The sequence below is a fragment of the Myroides sp. LJL119 genome (genome assembly GCF_054871605.1).
In genome coordinates this window covers 211,974-229,222 of sequence record NZ_JBTXLO010000003.1, presented here as the reverse complement: position 1 = coordinate 229,222, position 17,249 = coordinate 211,974, and the positions used below count along the sequence as shown (strand labels likewise).

Below are 17,249 nucleotides of genomic sequence, written 5' to 3'. Positions count from 1 at the left end.
AGGCAGTCTCAGGGTTATATAGTATTTCTAAACTATGGTAATACGGGAGCTTTTAATATAGCCTACATTCAAGTAATAAATAGAATTAAAGCAATTATTTTTAAATTTTTTTTTGAACATCAATTATTGAGTCTTAAGAACTACACTAGAAAGTAAATTGATGTAAAAACCAATCCGCAAAGATAGCTGTCAAAGGATTGAAATCCGGGATAGATAAGGGAGCCTTTGAATAACAAATCAAAAAAAAAAACAGCTTTTTAAATTACCTCTAAGTCCACTTAAAAAAATAGACTAAGATTGTAACTAGATTCTAGAACCAGGATAATTAAGTAATTAAATTCGGTATCAAATCCTTTATTCTTTGGCAAGAGCTATTTTTACTTTCTTATTTTTTATGCGGTGTTGGGTCTTAGATTTCAAAATAGAATTCACCTTAGACCAGCGAATCGCAACAAAGGCCTGGTGGTCGTTAAGTTGAATCAACCCTAAATCTTGGCTATCTAAATTAAGGGTTTTGATAAAGTATCCTACTATATCTACTTTGTTTATTTTATCCTTTTTACCAGCACTAATGTATATGGTCTGAAATTCTGTACGATTATTAATACTGGCCTTGTGGTCTAAAACTTCCAAAGCAATATTTGAATCTAAATAATCAAAACTATTTTGGTTGTGTTCATTAAGCATCAGATGTACACTCCCTGTGGCACTCATTCTTGCTGTCCTACCATTGCGGTGAATAAAGGTTTGTTTATCTAATGGCATTTGATAATGAATAACATTAGAGATTTCTGGGATATCTAATCCTCTTGAAGCTAAATCAGTACAAATTAGAATTCTAGAGCTTCCATTTTTGAACCTAGTTAAAGCTCTTTGGCGTGTGTCTTGATCTAAAGCTCCATGAAAAGGGCTATTGGCTACTTTATTTTTGGATAAAGTTTCACTTATTCTATCTACGGCATCTCTATGGTTGCAAAAAATTATAATTAGTCCTTTTGGTATTTTAGCTATTAATTTAATTAAATCATCTAGCTTTTGGGTATCTTCACTAAGTACCTTGCTGTAACTTAATTTTGGTTTATTTTCAAGGATATGTAAAAAGTCTATATAAACAGGATTATTTATTTGTACAAATTCAGGTATATCCTTTAAAGTTGTAGCCGAGGTTAGCATCTTAAATTTAACATGCTTAAGATGTGAAAAAATAGAGATCATTTGTTGTTCAAATCCCATTTCTAATGCCTTGTCAAACTCATCAATAACCACTTGGGTAATTGAACTAGGATCAAATGAATGATGTGCTAGATGAAACACAATACGCCCTGGAGTCCCCACAAGAACACTGGCAGGGGTGGAAAAATTTTTAATTTGAGTTTGGGTAGAGTGTCCTCCATAAATGGCATTTATTTTATAACCTGTTTTAATGGACTTAAATACCATTTCAATTTGCTGGGCAAGTTCACGGGTAGGTACTATTATTAATGCTTGAACACCCGTTTTATCTTTTTTTAGTTTAGATATAATAGGTAGCAAAAAAGCCAAAGTTTTCCCACTGCCGGTTGGCGATAATAAAACAACTTGGTTATTATTTAAAGCCACTTCAAGAGTTTTATCTTGCATGGCATTGAGTTTATCGATGGATAAATTGCTTAAAATTCTTTCTATATTCATGTTGTAAATGTACAGGTATTTAATCAAGATTATTAATTTGTAACGGTTTTTTATAGCAGGTTAATTTTTTTAATATACTAGAATCTAGTCCCTTTTACCCAAAGCACAATAGCTTTGATTTATAGGTTTGTATATAGCGTTTACCTTGTTTAAAAGTGTTTAGTAATCCTAAAATTCTTCGTTGGTAGAAAATCAGATTATAATCAAAAACAAAAAGGAAAACTGGAACCTAGAATTCTTTTTTTTGGATAAATCTCCGCATGATTTTTTGGATTGTAATTTTTTTTAAAAAAAAGATTCGACACTAACCACGCATGTTGAATTATGTACCGTAAACTTAGTGATCTGTGGTATACTTAATTCTCCAGCAAATGGTGTCTTAAACTGCAAGTCTTTGAGTTTATAATCATGGTGATTGTTTTGTGGTAATAAAATCAATCTTAAAGGAGCAAGGTTTTTTGTATTGGTTGAGATCCTAATTTTAAAATCCATTGCAAAACCTATTTTACTGGCCCTTTTGCAAATATGTTTATACCTGGTTTGCCTGGCTTGTGGGTATGTTATTTATAGTTTATTACATATTTTTTATTTAAGTCGGTAGATGTAGGGGCTAAATTATACTACCATTAATCTCTTATATTAATTGGTATGTTTTTATTAAAACCTAGCTGATCAATTTCTGTTATGCCCTTTTTTTACAGAAAAAGGGTAGCTAATTACGGTGAATATTTCTATTTAATTTTTTATGATATCTAAAATACATGTGAGAAATTTCATTTATTGATTTTAGGTAAAGTAAAATTTACGTAAAATAAATGAACTACCATTACCATAAAAAAATAATAGGCTTGTGTAACATATATAGCAGTATAATGATCTCTTAATGCTTATCTATGCCTAGATTTATAATAAAAATAAAAAAATGGAGGATTTTTGGAATCAAAGATATCAGGAACAATCTTGGGCATATGGCAAGGAACCTAATGTGTATTTTAAACAGAAATTACAAAATATTTCACCTGGTAAAATTCTATTTGCTTGTGAAGGCGAAGCAAGAAATGCGGTGTATGCCGCAAAAAAGGGGTTTCAAGTGCATGCCTTTGACTTTAGTGTAATGGCAAAGAATAAGGCAATGTTATTGGCCAAAGAGAACAAAGTAACTATTAATTATGAGGTTTTATCCTTAGAACAAGTTTCTTATCCAGAGCAGAGTTTCGATGTATTGGTTTTAATATATGCGCATTTACCCAGACAAGAGCAAATCACATATCATAAAAAATTAATAGGCTTTTTAAAGCCAGGAGGATTATTGATTCTTGAGGGATTTAGTAAAGAGCATCATCAAAACCAATTAAATTCAAAAAAAGCAGGTGGACCAAAGGATCATCAGATGCTTTACGAGCTTAGTTGTTTAAAACAGGATTTTAAAGATTTTGATTTTCTGGAAACAGCACAACTACAAGTAGTTTTACAAGAAGGGGAATTTCATCAAGGTTTAAGCGATATAATCCGTATATATGCAAAGAAAAAATCTTAGTAATCAAAAGGTTTATACCTATGTGAAATCTTGGAATTTGCTAAGATTTTTACGTTTTTTAATTGCCCTATCAGCCTTGTTACAGGGTGTGGAATCCAAGGATGTATTTCTAATCATAGCTGGTTTAGTGTTTATGATTTTTACCTTGTTTAAAAAGCAATGTTGTCTGAATAGTTGTTCTTTAAATCAATGATTTTTTGATTGACAAAAAAGAAATAAAAAATGTCTGGGATTATGAAAAATATTAATCCTAGGCATTTTTTTTATAATTATAAACAAACTAGTTGTATCTAAGAAATCAAGCTGTACATTAAAATATTGTCTTTAGTAATATAAGTGAGGTATTGTTTGGAGTAAGAGTTAATAACATTTGTTTTTTAACTGGTTTTATATTGAAAAATAAATTGTGTTAAAGTTGATTTTTGATTAAATAAAAAATACTAATTTCATATTAGAGTTGGCTTTTATTGAGAAATAATCCAAATGAATTATGTTTTTTTTAAACATGTATAAATACAATAGGAAGTGCAAATTGTAAAAGGAATTAGAGATATGAAAAAAGTCTACTATTTAAAAACAAGTTTGGGTAATGTATTAAAACCTGCTTTGATTTTAGCTATTATTTTAATTGTAACTATGTTAGGATTTGGGTTTCCAAATCAATATAAACCTTGGATAAGCCTATTTTTTATTTTCATACTGGCCATAGGTATATTAAAAACTATTTTAAAGTATACTACAAGTAGTACTCAAATAATGACTCGTGTTTTTGTCTTTGACTTGTTAAGTATTGTATTTATTTGTTTTTGTGTTTTTACACAACTTTATAATTATCCCCTTTATAAGGTAAGCGTATTGTTACAAGTTGCTATTTTTGTTAAACTAATACGAGAGTTTGCTACCCCTAGCTTTACTTTTAAAAGAAGTTATATTACTCCACCTCAGTTATTTGTAATTAGCTTTTTTTTGCTGGTTTTCACCGGTACTTTTCTTTTATTACTTCCAAAATCAACAAATATACCCATTGGCTTTCTAGATGCACTTTTTAGCTCTACTAGTGCAGTTTGCGTAACTGGATTAACTGTTGTTGATGTCTCTAGTACTTTTACGCTCTTAGGGCAGAGTATATTACTTATTTTGATTCAATTAGGAGGACTTGGAATTTTAACCTTTGCAGCCTATATAGCCTATTTTTTCAAAGGTAATAGTTCATTTGAATACCAGATAACTTTAGGGAATATTGCCAATAATGATGCCTTTAGTGACGTTTTTTTATTTTTAGGACGTATTATTTTTATAAGCATATCCATTGAACTCTTAGGTGCTGGAATTATTTTTATATCCTTGGATCAGGTTGATTACAGTGTTTCTCATAAAATATTTATTGCCATTTTCCATTCGGTATCGGCTTTTTGTAATGCTGGTTTTTCCACCTTGCCCAGTGGAATGATGAATACCATAATGATAAACAATTATAATGTCCAAGTGGTTTTAATTGCTTTAATATTTTTAGGCGGAATAGGTTTCCCAATTCTTGTGAATATTTTAAAATATATAAAATACGTTTTTCTAAATTTCTTGAAAAAGCTATTTTTAAAAAAAATGGAGCAAAAGACCTGGGTATTTACTTTAAATTCAAAGGTTAACTTAATAACCTCTTTACTAATATTGGGTATCTCAAGTCTTATCATTTACTTTGAAGAGTTTTCTAATACTTTAAGCCCTCATTCTACAATTGGCAAGATGGTAACAGCTACCTTTACAAGTATGACTGCTAGAACTGCGGGTTTTAATACGATAGATTTTGCAGAATTAAAGTTCTCTACCATTATTTTAATTATTCTTTTAATGTGGATTGGTGCATCACCTACTTCAACTGGAGGAGGGATAAAAACTAGCACATTTGCCTTGGCAATACTTAATTTTATAAATATTGCTAGGGGCAAGCAAGAAATGGAGATTTTTAACAGGAGAATCGATTCGAGTATTATTAAGAAAGCTTTTGCTACAATGACTCTATCTTTTCTTGTTATTGGTTCTGGAATTTTCTTGTTGAGTAAATTTGATAATCAATTGGGGCTAGTAGACATAGCTTTTGAGGTTTTTTCTGCTTATTCTACCGTTGGTTTATCTTTGAATATCACCGGATTGCTCTCTGAGCCAAGTAAGTTAGTACTGATAATTGTTATGTTTATTGGTAGAGTATCGATGATTACTATTTTAACCGCTTTTTTTAAAAAAAGCAGTTCTTTAAAACATACATATCCCAGTGGGGATATTTTAATATAATACAGATATGAAGTTAATAATTATTGGGTTAGGAAATTTCGGAGCCTCTTTGGGAATAAAGATGACTAAATTAGGCCATGAGGTAATGGGGGTGGATAAAAATATGGCAAAGGTAGAATCACTAAAAGATAAGTTGTCTCATACGATTTGTCTGGATGCAACCGACGAAATAGCCTTAGATAAATTACCTTTAAAAAATACAGATATTGTGCTTGTTGCAATAGGCGAGGATCAAGGTGCTAATATCATGGCTACAGCTAATTTTAAAAATAAAAACGTAAATCAATTAATTAGCCGAGCAATTAATCAGGTACATGAAAAGGTTTTACAAGCCATTGGAGTGTATCAAATAATTCGTCCTGAGGAGGAGTCTGCGGAGCGGTGGACTAAAAAATTAAATTCTAATGGAATTATAGATTCATTTGAATTAAATAATGAATATAGTATTATTGAGGTGCTGACTCCACAGGCATTAATTGGAATGAGTTTTGAACAAATTCAATTCAAAAAGAAATATAATATTCTTGTGATGACTGTAATTAAAAATCAGCAACAAAAGAGTTTTTTAGGACAATGTGAAATAGTCCCTAAAGTACAAGGTTTTCCAAATCCACAAACCACTATTGCTAAAGATGATGTTTTAGTAATTTATGGAGCAAACCATGATATATTTAAATTTGTAAAGAAATATTATTAGAATATGAGGCTGTCTCACAATTAAAGGCAGCTTTTTTTTTATACCATGTAGTATATTTTACTTAGTTATTCTAAAATGTAAACTATCGCTAATAAACTATTCTTAAATGCAAATGAAGTAAGCTTTATGGGATAGCGTTTTTATAAGTGCCAGGAATAAAAATAATGTCGTAATAATTTGGTTTAAATAAAATTAAAACGGACTATTTCAATTACAAATAACTACATGACTGGTAAAAACTTTATAAGTAGATTAGCTATTGCTCTATACAAGCTGTTACTTTAACAACAGGGTGTTTTATGTAGAAATAACCTACCTAGAAATTTTTTTAAATAAATTTTATAACACGTTATTTTTTTACAACCCAGTACATGGTTAGTTACAAGAACTAGTATTAGTATAGAGCCCCTGTGTTTTTTAATAAAAATCAAACCGATAGCCCTGTGAGTTAAAATACTCTCCATTAGAATTATAGCTCTTAGTAGCTGTAGGATAAAACCTGTAGCTTGTGGTTACTAAGACGCAATAAGCTAACAAAATAGTAGCTGTTCTTAGTATAGGAAAAATAAATAGGCTTGAGTCATTGGATAAACACTATAGACAAATCTTGTAATTTAAGAACAGAGGTAAAACGATTTGTTTTTCCACTTCGCTCAAGGTTATATCGGTTTTTATGTGATTTTAATTAGTTAATTATATTAATATTTTAATATATACTTAATAATTAACATAATTAGTTGTGTCTAATGGGGTTTGAGATGGTGTTATTAAGGGAATAAGTTGACATAATTAAATAAAATCCAAAATTTATCAAATGAGTTGAAACACTATTTTTTTTTATTTAAAATAATAATTTATAAGAAAAAACATATTTTTTTTAAGATTAATACTTTAAAAGTCGAATAAAATTAACTTTAATTTAAATAAAATTTCCCTTAATGCACTTTCTTTTTGGCTATATATGTTAAATACTGTTATTTTATTAAAAATAATTTCATAAATTTATTAAAATTATTAATCTAATGAATTATGAAAAAAACACTACTATTTTCATTTCTACTTAGTTGTGGAATGATGCAAGCACAACAAATAGGTATGGGGATAGGCACCCATTCGCCAGATCCCACAGCAATTCTTGATATAAAATCTACAGATAAAGGGGTTTTATTTCCAAGGGTTGGTTTAAAAAGTATAGCAGATACAGAAACTATTAGTGGTACTAAGCCTGAGGGATTGACTGTTTTTAATACCAACAGTACTGGGGATCTAAAAAAAGGATTTTACTACTGGGGTAAAGGTGCAGATGGCACCACGGACCAATGGAATCAAATAGTTTCAAGCGCAGATATTAATAACTACATTACAACCCTAGCTGCATACAAATTGGAAACTACAGCGGCAGTTGAGGGAACAAGTGGACAAGTAGTGAAGTTGATCAAAGGAGATAATACTGCAGTAGGCTCTTTTTCCGAAAGTATTGTAGAATTAACTAAAGATGGAATGCCAACAGGTACTGACAATGATGGTGATATCAAATACACATTGCTAAATGAAGCTCTAAGTGAAGTAGAGATCACACTCACTCAGGATGTAATTAATAGTTTTCAAACTATTGTAAATGATCCGGATGTAACTACTATTTTACAAACCTTTATATCCACCTCAGTAAACGCTCCTACTTTAACAGATTTAGGTGCTGCTGGAAATACAGACGGAGTTCAACTAGCTTTAGAATTTTTTGATGGTGTAGCCGCGGCTAATAATAAAAGTATTCTTGAAACCCTAACTTCCATAGGCAGAGAAGTAGGTTCAGAAACTGATAAGCCAAAAATCTCTTATTCTTATATTGATGAGACAGGTACGGCCAAAGAAAATGTGATTGTACCAGGACAAGATATTATTGATGATTCGGACTATATTTTCAATAGCGAAACAATCAAAAATAAAATTGTAAGCATCACCAATGTAAATGGATCTAAGGCCTTTTTAAAGAATACCCCTGAGACAGCGACAGGTAGTGTGAAACTTCGTTTGGAGTTTAATGACGGTGCGCCCAACTCTAATTCCGTTTTTTTTCCAGAGACACTAACTACAATGATTAAAGAAGTTGGTGACGGAAATGCTACATTTACAAAGTACACCTATACAGATGAAGGGGGTATTGATAAGGAAATAACTCCTTCGCAGGATTTTATCAATGACGTAAGTGTTATTTTAAAAAACGAAACAGTTAAAGAGGAGATTACCAATATAGCTGTTGCGGGAAGCAAAAACCCATTTAATAAGATAGGAACAACTAGTACATCGGTTACTGAAGGCGATGATATTTATACCAGTGGAACTGTGGTAATAGGAGGTGAAGAAGTAATTGCAATAAGTGGTGTTACCGCCACGGCTAAGTTACATGTGGATGGAAATGCTTTTATTAAAGGTGCAATCTATTCGGCTACTTCCGTGTATCCAGATTATGTTTTTGAAAAATATTATACAGGAAGCTCCGATTTAAAAGAAGACTACGAATTTCGCGATTTGGCTTATGTAGAGGCATTTGTAAAGGCTTATAATCACTTACCAGGGGTAACTAAAATTGCTGATTTACCAATGGATGAGAATGGTAATTACGTGGTGGATTTTAATAGATTATCTATTGAGCAATTAGAGAAAATAGAGGAGTTATATCTTTATACTATCGAGCAACAAAGTCAAATAGATGATTTAAAAGCAAATTTAAATAATATGGAAGCAAGATTATTGGAGTTAGAAAGATTAGTTTTGGAAAAGAAATAACTTTATTAGCTTTTTGAATATTTATAAAAAGATATTACCTATAACCGGTAGTATCTTTTTTTTTGTTTAATAGCAAGTAACTATACGATGGAAAAAATAAAACTATAACTTTTCATATTAGTTAGTAAGAGAAAAAAGGGTTTACTAAGTAGAGAAAAAAATAACAGATTTTTGATAAAAAAGCATTCATACAACACAAAAAAAATAAGAATTTTACTAGGTTGCAAATTTTAATGAGTTTTAAAAAACATTGGTTAGTCTTTAGAGAAACTAAGGGTGTTTTAAAAAGAAACTTACCGATATTTTATGGATCGAGTAAAGGTTTTTAACAATTCCCAAAAAAATAACCCAACAAATAAGTGAAAGTAAAAATTAAGATCTAGATAAAGTCAACTTGGAAATTAGTATGTCATTTTAAATTTATATTACACAGATAAAAAGTAGAACCATAGGGGTGAAAAAAAATAAAAACATGAAAAGTAAAGGGTAGTGGAAAGACCCTTCTTTTGCTTTATAACAGTGCCGTACAGGGGCTATGTTTTTAAGTGTTTAAATTTCACCAAACAAGCCTATTGAGTAAAACAAATAGCCAATACTTAAAAAAATATGAAAATTAACACTGATTAACCCCTGTTAGGATAATTATACCTAAACCTATTAATAATGCAAGCCATTGGGGGGGAGATCACGTAATTTGTATTAATATCAACTCTTTATTTTTTAAAAATAATAACCCTTTCTCCTAGGTAAATAACTTGTAAATTGAACTTCTCTGCGATATATCTCATTGTCTTTTTGGTATAGATAAAAACATGAGTTTGGTCTTTTATGTAGTACCAATTATCAAATGGCGTTTGATTATCATATAGGTGAGTTTTAATAAATAAATAACCATCGGTTTTTAAAAGATTAAGAAGATTTGTTAACTCTAAATTAGGTTGATGTAAGTGTTCAAAAACTTCACAGGAGAATATAAAATCATACTTATAATTTTTATAGCAGGTTTGTGGGAAAAAATAAATATCAAAGATATTTACTGTATAGCCCAGGCTTTTTAATTGATGTGTAATTATAGGCGCGGATCCACAACCAAAGTCTAACCCTAAATTATTGGATGGACATAAATCTACAATAGCTTTTGTTAAGTCACTAGAGAAATTTTTGTAACCTAAATCATTGATATCATTGTTATGTTTTTTATAATGCTGATGCTCTTGCAAACTTGAAAAGTAATATTGTTTGTCTTTGACATAACTATGGCATTGTTTACAAAGATAAAACGTGCTTGTAGCTCTTAATTCGAGTTTAAAATTACATAAAGGACAATTCATTAGAAATAGAAATTTAAAGCGAAAATACAGCTAATTTTTGATACTAAGGATTCATTTAAACAGCGGGAGAGTAAGTAATTCTATGTGATTTGAAATAAATAAATATATTTTTGTTAAAAATAAATAATAATTTCTTAAATTTAACATATAGCAAGTTGAATTAAATACAAACTTATAGATAATGCATTTTTAATAAAAAACGAAAACTATGAAAAAAATTTCTTTATTTGTAGCTTTAGCCTTCACAGGTTTGTCGGCTATCCATGTAGGGGCTCAAAGTAAAACAACCAAAGCACCTACCTCTGACAAGGATTTGTCAGCAGGAGAATTAGCTAGAAAGTTGGCAAATCCGGTGGCTAAGTTAATAAGTGTACCCATTGAAAATGATGTAGATTTTGGTATTGGAGAGTTTCGAGGTGCTAGAAATACCACTAATATTCAACCTGTAATTCCATTTCAAATTTCAGAAAAATGGAATCTTATCACACGTGTTGTTTTACCAATTGTAATGCAATACGATATTACTGGGCCCGGTACAAGACAACGCGGATTAAGTGATACGCAAGTAAGTGCTTTTTTGAGTCCTATTTCGGATAATAAAGATGGTTTTCTTTGGGGAGGGGGACCAATTATCTCCATGCCAACAGGAACCAACGACTATTTAACAACAAAGAAATGGGGTGTTGGACCTTCTTTAGTAGGTTTATTTCAAAAAGACGGTTGGACATATGGAGCGATGGTTAATCAGGTATGGAGTGTTGCTGGGGATAGACATAGAGATGATATTAATCAAATGTTTGTTGAGCCCTTTGCAAGCTACCAATGGGATAGTGGAGCAGGGGTAATGGTCGTTGGCGAGTATACCCAGGATTGGGAACACCATAGAAGTAGTATGATACTACAGGCCAGTTTAACAGGTATCACCGCTATAGGTAAGCAAAAAATTCAAATTTTATTCGGACCGCGTTTTACTGTATTTGGACCAAGTGCGATGCGTTCAGATTTTGGTATAACAGGAGGAATTACTCTTCCTTTTATTAAATAATAGAAAAAGCCTTACATAAAAATGTAAGGCTTTTTTATATTAAGTAAGATAAATCAGATTTGACAAACGTTTATTATTTTACTTTATTCACGATAGCTGCAAAAGCTGCAGGGTGGTTCATAGCTAAATCTGCAAGAACTTTACGGTTCAATTCGATGTTATTAGCTTTTACTTTCCCTATGAACTGAGAATAGCTAAGTCCGTGTTGTCTAGCACCAGCGTTGATACGCATGATCCATAATGAACGGAAGTTTCTTTTCTTTTGTTTTCTGTCACGGTAAGCATATACCATTGCTTTTTCTACCGCGTTTTTAGCTACTGTATAAACGTTTTTACGTCTTCCAAAGTAACCTTTGGCTTGCTTCAAAATTCTTTTTCTTCTTGCTCTTGAAGCTACTGCATTTACTGATCTTGCCATTTCTTTAAATGTTTTTTGTAGTGGGCGACTCTCTTAAAAGTACTTTCAAATGTTTAGTTTGCACCACTCCAGGGTTATTAAATTAATTTAACCGAAGTTATTTAAAATCTGTTTTAAGACTATAATAATCTTAATTGATCTTTGATACTTGCTGTATCTGCTTTAGACACTAATCCAGAGTGAGTTAAAGCTAATTTACGCTTTTTAGATTTTTTAGTCAAAATGTGACTTTTAAAAGCGTGTTTTCTTTTGATTTTTCCAGAGCCAGTTAGTTTGAAACGTTTCTTAGCACTAGATTTAGTTTTCATTTTAGGCATTTCTTTCCTAGGTATTAATGATTATCTTACTTAACTATTTTTAAAATTCTTAGTCAGAATTAAGCTTTTTTCTTTTTTGGTGCAATGAACATAGTCATACGCTTTCCTTCCAGTACAGGCATGGATTCAACTTTACCATATTCTTCTAAATCTTGAGCTAATCTTAATAACAAGATTTGTCCTTGATCTTTATAAATAATAGAACGACCTTTAAAGAAAACAAATGCTTTTAATTTAGAGCCTTCTTTTAAGAACTTCTCTGCATTTTTCTTTTTGAATTCATAATCGTGCTCATCTGTTTGTGGACCAAAACGAATTTCTTTAACGGTAATTTGAGTTGATTTAGCCTTTAGCATTTTTTCACGCTTCTTTTGCTCGTAAAGGAATTTTTTATAATCAATTACTTTACAAACAGGTGGTTCTGCATTTGGCGAAATTTCAACCAAGTCCAATTCTAACTCTTCCGCAATACGCATTGCGTCTGCAAGCTTATATACACCAAGTTCTACATTGTCACCAACAAGTCGAACTTCAGGAACGCGGATGGCATTGTTAATTCTATGCGCATCTTTTTTTTCTTCGCGAGGTCTATAACCTCTGTTTTGTCTTACTGCTATGGCTTTAAAAGTTTTTTGCTTGTCTTACCAAGCGTTATACATATTTTATTGTCCAAACTCTCTAACAGAGGCTTTAATTTGTTCTTGTACTAAAGATACAAAATCCTCTATTTTCATGGTTTGGTTTGATTTTCCAGAATCTCCATGTTTCCTAACAGAAACTGTTCCATTGTTTTGTTCATCCTCTCCTACAATTAACATGTAAGGGAACTTTTGAACCTCTGCTTCACGGATCTTTTTACCGATAGTTTCGTTACGGTTATCTACCAAGGCGCGAATTTCGTGATTTTCTAGCAAATCTAAAACTTTTTTGGCATAATTTTCATATTTCTCACTTAAAGACAATATGATAGCTTGCTCTGGGACTAACCAAAGTGGGAAGTTTCCAGCTGTATGCTCAAGAAGAATTGCAATAAATCTTTCCATTGAACCAAACGGAGCGCGGTGGATCATAACAGGGCGATGAAGCTCATTGTCAGAACCTTTATAATTTAAATCAAAACGTTCGGGTAAGTTATAATCAACTTGAATGGTTCCAAGTTGCCAACTTCTACCTAAAGCATCTTTTACCATAAAGTCAAGCTTAGGTCCGTAAAAGGCAGCTTCTCCACTTTCTATAACATAGTTTAGACCTTTGTCTTTTGCAGCGTTAATAATGGCATTTTCAGCTTTTTCCCAGTTTTCAACAGAACCTATATATTTATCAGGATTATTTAAATCACGTACCGAAACTTGAGCTGTAAAGTTTTCAAATCCTAATGAACCGAAAACATAAAGAACAAGGTCGATTACTTTTTTGAACTCTTCGTCTAATTGTTCTGGTGTACAAAAAATATGAGCGTCATCTTGGGTAAAACCACGTACACGAGTTAAACCGTGTAATTCTCCAGATTGTTCATATCTATATACCGTTCCAAATTCTGCGAATCGTTTTGGTAAGTCCTTATATGACCATGGTTTAGCATTGTATATTTCACAATGATGTGGGCAGTTCATTGGTTTTAATAGGAACTCCTCTCCATCAACTGGTGTATTAATAGGTTGAAAACTATCTGCTCCATATTTAGCATAGTGGCCAGAAGTTACATACAATTCTTTTTGCCCTATATGTGGGGTAACTACTTGTTCGTAACCAGCCTTTTTTTGAGCTTTTCTTAAAAATTGCTCTAATCTTTCTCTTAAAGCTGCACCTTTGGGAAGCCATAAAGGTAAACCTTGACCAACTTTTTGAGAAAAAGTGAATAATTCTAACTCTTTACCTAATTTACGGTGGTCACGTTTTTTAGCTTCCTCTAGTAGGGCTAAGTACTCCGTTAAATCTTTTTGTTTTGGGAATGAAATCCCATAAACACGAGTTAGTTGTTTATTATTCTCATTACCTCTCCAATAGGCCCCTGCAATAGAAAGTATTTTAAAGGCTTTGATAATACCCGTATTAGGTATATGTCCGCCACGACATAAATCTGTGAAAGTTGCATGATCACAAAATGTAATGGTTCCATCTTCAAGATTTTCAATCAACTCAACTTTGTATGGGTTATTGTGTTGTTTGTAGTAGGCTAAAGCGTCTGCTTTCGTACTAGAACGCATTTTAAAATCATGTTTTTCTTTGGCTATCTCAAGTACTTTTTGCTCGATTGCTTTAAAGTCAGCATCTGTTACTTTGTGTTCACCAAAATCAACATCATAATAAAACCCACTTTCAATAGAAGGTCCTATGGTTAATATTACTCCAGGGTATAACTCTTGAAGAGCTTGAGCCATAACGTGAGAAGAGGAATGCCAAAAGGCTTGCTTACCTTGAGGATCATTCCAAGTGTATAAAACTAAACTACCATCCTGGGTCAGTTCGGTGGTTGTTTCGATGGTGGTACCATTGAAGCTTGCAGAGATAATATTTCTAGCTAAGCCTTCACTTATACTTTTTGCAACATCCAAAGGAGTTACCCCCGAGGCAAACTCTTTTACTGAACCGTCTGGTAATGTAATTTTAATCATAATAAATTTCAAAAATAAAAGGCAAATATACTGAAATTACCAGAGAATTACAATAAATTCTTAAGAAGAAATCTTTTTTTTGTATTGCCTATTTCTTTTAAACTAACTATTTAATCTATATGGTTATTACCAGGGGTTAATCTCAAAGTTTTCAACAGATTTAAGCTAATACAATAAAGTAAAGGTAGTCTTGGAAAAGATGAAAAAAAAGGGCGTAAGTGTTTTGTTGATTAATTAAAGGTTAGCTGGTTTTATAAACTACCTCAAATAAACTGCCTTCATCGCATTTTAAAGTCTTTGCAGGATATTTTAACAAAAGTGCATAATCATGAGTTACCATAATAATTGTTCTCCCGTTTTGGTTAATAGCTCGTAAAAGCTCCATTACCTCCGCGCTGGTTTGGGGATCTAAATTACCAGTAGGTTCATCGGCTAAAATCAGATCCGGATCGTTTAAAAGTGCTCTAGCTATGGCAATGCGTTGTTGTTCCCCTCCCGATAGTTGATGAGGCATTTTCTCAATGTGATTAATCATACCCACCGAGTTTAAAACTTCTTCTATTTTTCGACGAATTCCTTGAGGTTCCGTCCATCCGGTGGCTCGTAAGGCAAAGTGCAGGTTACCGTAAACTGTGCGATCAGGGAGAAGCTTGAAGTCTTGAAAGACGATTCCAAGAGATCTGCGAAGATAAGGAATGTCTTTTTCTTTTAATTCACGCAAATTATAATCCACAATAGTTCCATAACCATTTGTAAGGGGTAGATCTGCGTAAAGAGTCTTCATAAAGCTACTTTTACCTGCTCCTGTTTTACCAATAATATAGATAAAGTCGCCCTTTTCTACCTGTAAATTTACATTGGAAAGGACTTTGTGTTTGTTCTGATAGATATCGACTCCCTGAAGAGATAAAACTGTTTTTGACATATGAGTTGCGCAAAATATGGTGTAAAAATACTAACTTAATTGATTCTTACCATATTTTAGGTTAAGGAAAACTTAAAAAAGATTATCTATTAATTATAACACCTGTTGTTTTATCCAGAGATTTGAAAATAAGGCAAGTAAAAAAATCTTATACATGTAAATCTTTTTCTTTATTTAGCCTATCGCTTTACAAGGTTTTAAGCATGGTGTGAAAGAGTTGTGATTTCTATAAAAAAAAGATAGCCAAAAAATGTGCTATCTTGATTTTTCTAACTAACCAATTATTTTGTGTGTTTTTTTCTGGGGTTTTAACTCATATTTTTTATTTTACTAGGGCAAATCTAGGATATTATTTTGCTAGTTAGTTTATCTAAAGGTTATTAAATAGATAGCAAAATGCTAATAAAAAAATGGAATTGGAATTGGGATTTGGTTTAGCTTCGTGTTTGGTGTTTTTTGAGCTTGATTTAAAATAGTAAGTTTTTCAAGGACTTGTAATGAGTTGTTATTAAATTTGTAGAAAATATCAACAATACTATGAACTTAATTAAACAGCTTGCTGTTATAGCCGGATGCTTGGCCTTTGGGGAATTAATAATTTATCTAACAAAAATACCTTTGCCCTCAAGTATAATTGGTTTAGGACTTTTATGGTCCTTGCTAAAATTACAGTGGATAAAAGTAGAATCTATAAAGTCAGTTAGTGAATTTTTACTTCAAAATATGGGTATTTTCTTTGTACCTCCCTGTGTGGCGATGTTAAATTATTTTGATGTGATAACAAGCGCATTGCTTCCTATTATAGTTGCAACAATTGCTAGTACTGCACTTGTTATTTCCACAACGGCATTAACCCACCAAATTTTAAGAAAAAAGAAATGAGTTTTTTATCAAGTCCAGCATTTTTATTATTTCTAACCCTATTTTCCTATAGTATAGGTATTGGTTTGTTTGCAAAGACAAAATGGGTTTTGTTTAACCCTATACTTTTATCAGTGGGTATTTTATTGAGTTATTTAATGTTGTTAGAGATTCCGTATCAAAATTATAGCCAAGCAGGACAGTATATTGATTTTTTCTTACAACCCTCTATAGTAGCTTTAGCTGTTCCTTTATACGGTTATTGGGACAAAATTAAAAAGCAATTATTCCCCATTTTAGCTAGTCAGTTTGTAGGATGCGTTGTTGGAATCCTTTCGGTTGTTTTTTTTGCTAAAATTACCGGTGCAGATCAAGAAATTATTCTTTCGTTAATACCCAAAAGTATAAGTACACCAATTGCGTTGGAAGTTTCTAAAACCATTGGTGGGGTACCTTCAATTACAGCAACTGCTGTAATGTTAACCGGTATGATAGGTAGTATGTTTGGTTTTAAGTTTTTGCATTTAATGAAAATAACCAATCCTGTTTCTCAAGGTATCGCCATGGGAACTTCAGCTCATGCCATGGGAACCATGAAAGCAATGGAAATAAGCGATAAATTTGCTGCTTTTGCAAGTGTTGGCATGATTTTTAATGGTATTATTACGGCCGTTTTAGCGCCATTAGTTTTGCAATGGTTACAAGGGTATTTGTCGTAGAGTGATAAATGTTAATAAAATTGTTTAAATTAATGTT

The 17,249-nt window shown here is 31.8% G+C and carries 16 protein-coding genes; 8 read left to right on the top strand and 8 right to left on the bottom strand.

The genetic code is table 11. From position 1 onward, the window contains the following. Positions 1 to 354: 354 nt before the first annotated feature. Positions 355 to 1,671, bottom strand: coding sequence for a DEAD/DEAH box helicase (locus ACYSNV_RS05960; RefSeq protein ID WP_461761648.1), 1,317 nt, complete (start codon positions 1,669 to 1,671; stop codon positions 355 to 357). A 285-nt stretch (positions 1,672 to 1,956) separates the two neighbouring features. Continuing rightward, on the bottom strand, positions 1,957 to 2,163 hold the full coding sequence (locus tag ACYSNV_RS05955; protein ID WP_461761647.1) for a hypothetical protein: 207 nt from the start codon (positions 2,161 to 2,163) through the stop codon (positions 1,957 to 1,959). A gap of 430 nt (positions 2,164 to 2,593) precedes the next feature. Here ACYSNV_RS05955 and ACYSNV_RS05950 point away from each other — a divergent pair, with 430 nt between their 5' ends. The 5 genes from ACYSNV_RS05950 to ACYSNV_RS05930 all read left to right on the top strand — a co-directional run bounded on the left by ACYSNV_RS05950 (position 2,594) and on the right by ACYSNV_RS05930 (position 8,981). After that, positions 2,594 to 3,208, top strand: a complete 615-nt coding sequence (locus tag ACYSNV_RS05950; RefSeq protein ID WP_461761646.1) for a class I SAM-dependent methyltransferase — start codon at positions 2,594 to 2,596, stop codon at positions 3,206 to 3,208. After that, on the top strand, positions 3,189 to 3,401 hold the full coding sequence (locus ACYSNV_RS05945) for a hypothetical protein (RefSeq protein WP_461761645.1): 213 nt from the start codon (positions 3,189 to 3,191) through the stop codon (positions 3,399 to 3,401). The genes ACYSNV_RS05950 and ACYSNV_RS05945 overlap by 20 nt, the downstream gene beginning before the upstream one ends. Before the next feature lie 359 nt (positions 3,402 to 3,760). Beyond that, positions 3,761 to 5,497: a TrkH family potassium uptake protein gene (locus tag ACYSNV_RS05940; protein ID WP_461761644.1), complete on the top strand. Its 1,737-nt coding sequence runs from the start codon at positions 3,761 to 3,763 to the stop codon at positions 5,495 to 5,497. Between the two features lie 7 nt (positions 5,498 to 5,504). After that, entirely contained in the window at positions 5,505 to 6,194 is a 690-nt protein-coding gene (locus ACYSNV_RS05935) for a potassium channel family protein (RefSeq protein WP_461761643.1), read from the top strand. 1,029 nt (positions 6,195 to 7,223) lie between these two features. Then, entirely contained in the window at positions 7,224 to 8,981 is a 1,758-nt protein-coding gene (locus ACYSNV_RS05930) for an autotransporter outer membrane beta-barrel domain-containing protein (protein WP_461761642.1), read from the top strand. 713 nt (positions 8,982 to 9,694) lie between these two features. Here ACYSNV_RS05930 and ACYSNV_RS05925 read toward each other — a convergent pair. Next, on the bottom strand, positions 9,695 to 10,312 hold the full coding sequence (locus ACYSNV_RS05925; RefSeq protein WP_461761641.1) for a methyltransferase domain-containing protein: 618 nt from the start codon (positions 10,310 to 10,312) through the stop codon (positions 9,695 to 9,697). 208 nt (positions 10,313 to 10,520) lie between these two features. Between ACYSNV_RS05925 and ACYSNV_RS05920 the strand changes: the two genes are divergently transcribed. Then, positions 10,521 to 11,357, top strand: coding sequence for a transporter (locus ACYSNV_RS05920; protein ID WP_461761640.1), 837 nt, complete (start codon positions 10,521 to 10,523; stop codon positions 11,355 to 11,357). Between the two features lie 73 nt (positions 11,358 to 11,430). Here ACYSNV_RS05920 and rplT read toward each other — a convergent pair whose 3' ends face one another. The 5 genes from rplT to ACYSNV_RS05895 all read right to left on the bottom strand — a co-directional run bounded on the left by rplT (position 11,431) and on the right by ACYSNV_RS05895 (position 15,632). After that, positions 11,431 to 11,775, bottom strand: coding sequence for a 50S ribosomal protein L20 (gene rplT, locus ACYSNV_RS05915; RefSeq protein ID WP_461761639.1), 345 nt, complete (start codon positions 11,773 to 11,775; stop codon positions 11,431 to 11,433). A gap of 119 nt (positions 11,776 to 11,894) precedes the next feature. Continuing rightward, entirely contained in the window at positions 11,895 to 12,092 is a 198-nt protein-coding gene (gene rpmI / locus ACYSNV_RS05910; RefSeq protein ID WP_461761638.1) for a 50S ribosomal protein L35, read from the bottom strand. Between the two features lie 59 nt (positions 12,093 to 12,151). After that, on the bottom strand, positions 12,152 to 12,709 hold the full coding sequence (gene infC, locus ACYSNV_RS05905) for a translation initiation factor IF-3 (protein ID WP_461761737.1): 558 nt from the start codon (positions 12,707 to 12,709) through the stop codon (positions 12,152 to 12,154). A gap of 45 nt (positions 12,710 to 12,754) precedes the next feature. Next, the gene (gene thrS, locus ACYSNV_RS05900; protein WP_461761637.1) at positions 12,755 to 14,707 is read right to left on the bottom strand and encodes a threonine--tRNA ligase; all 1,953 of its coding nucleotides are present in this window, start codon (positions 14,705 to 14,707) and stop codon (positions 12,755 to 12,757) included. Positions 14,708 to 14,948: 241 nt separating this feature from the next. After that, positions 14,949 to 15,632 carry a cell division ATP-binding protein FtsE gene (locus tag ACYSNV_RS05895; RefSeq protein ID WP_461761636.1) on the bottom strand — a complete coding sequence of 228 codons (684 nt, stop codon included), beginning with the start codon at positions 15,630 to 15,632 and terminating at the stop codon, positions 14,949 to 14,951. A 537-nt stretch (positions 15,633 to 16,169) separates the two neighbouring features. On the opposite strand from ACYSNV_RS05895, the gene ACYSNV_RS05890 reads away from it, so the two are divergent. After that, positions 16,170 to 16,514, top strand: a complete 345-nt coding sequence (locus ACYSNV_RS05890; protein WP_461761635.1) for a CidA/LrgA family protein — start codon at positions 16,170 to 16,172, stop codon at positions 16,512 to 16,514. Continuing rightward, positions 16,511 to 17,212 carry an LrgB family protein gene (locus tag ACYSNV_RS05885; RefSeq protein WP_461761634.1) on the top strand — a complete coding sequence of 234 codons (702 nt, stop codon included), beginning with the start codon at positions 16,511 to 16,513 and terminating at the stop codon, positions 17,210 to 17,212. Before ACYSNV_RS05890 ends, ACYSNV_RS05885 begins: the two co-directional genes overlap by 4 nt. Positions 17,213 to 17,249: the final 37 nt, after the last annotated feature.

Excerpts from the sequence above, each read along its gene's own strand:
- ACYSNV_RS05945 (WP_461761645.1), top strand. The coding sequence starts at position 3,189 with ATGCAAAGAAAAAATCTTAGTAATCAAAAGGTTTATACCTATGTGAAA.
- ACYSNV_RS05885 (WP_461761634.1), top strand. The coding sequence starts at position 16,511 with ATGAGTTTTTTATCAAGTCCAGCATTTTTATTATTTCTAACCCTATTT.
- ACYSNV_RS05930 (WP_461761642.1), top strand. The coding sequence starts at position 7,224 with ATGAAAAAAACACTACTATTTTCATTTCTACTTAGTTGTGGAATGATG.
- ACYSNV_RS05950 (WP_461761646.1), top strand. The coding sequence starts at position 2,594 with ATGGAGGATTTTTGGAATCAAAGATATCAGGAACAATCTTGGGCATAT.
- ACYSNV_RS05920 (WP_461761640.1), top strand. The coding sequence starts at position 10,521 with ATGAAAAAAATTTCTTTATTTGTAGCTTTAGCCTTCACAGGTTTGTCG.
- ACYSNV_RS05925 (WP_461761641.1), bottom strand. The coding sequence starts at position 10,312 with ATGAATTGTCCTTTATGTAATTTTAAACTCGAATTAAGAGCTACAAGC.
- ACYSNV_RS05955 (WP_461761647.1), bottom strand. The coding sequence starts at position 2,163 with ATGGATTTTAAAATTAGGATCTCAACCAATACAAAAAACCTTGCTCCT.
- thrS (WP_461761637.1), bottom strand. The coding sequence starts at position 14,707 with ATGATTAAAATTACATTACCAGACGGTTCAGTAAAAGAGTTTGCCTCG.
- ACYSNV_RS05935 (WP_461761643.1), top strand. The coding sequence starts at position 5,505 with ATGAAGTTAATAATTATTGGGTTAGGAAATTTCGGAGCCTCTTTGGGA.
- ACYSNV_RS05890 (WP_461761635.1), top strand. The coding sequence starts at position 16,170 with ATGAACTTAATTAAACAGCTTGCTGTTATAGCCGGATGCTTGGCCTTT.
- ACYSNV_RS05940 (WP_461761644.1), top strand. The coding sequence starts at position 3,761 with ATGAAAAAAGTCTACTATTTAAAAACAAGTTTGGGTAATGTATTAAAA.
- rplT (WP_461761639.1), bottom strand. The coding sequence starts at position 11,775 with ATGGCAAGATCAGTAAATGCAGTAGCTTCAAGAGCAAGAAGAAAAAGA.
- ACYSNV_RS05895 (WP_461761636.1), bottom strand. The coding sequence starts at position 15,632 with ATGTCAAAAACAGTTTTATCTCTTCAGGGAGTCGATATCTATCAGAAC.
- rpmI (WP_461761638.1), bottom strand. The coding sequence starts at position 12,092 with ATGCCTAAAATGAAAACTAAATCTAGTGCTAAGAAACGTTTCAAACTA.
- ACYSNV_RS05960 (WP_461761648.1), bottom strand. The coding sequence starts at position 1,671 with ATGAATATAGAAAGAATTTTAAGCAATTTATCCATCGATAAACTCAAT.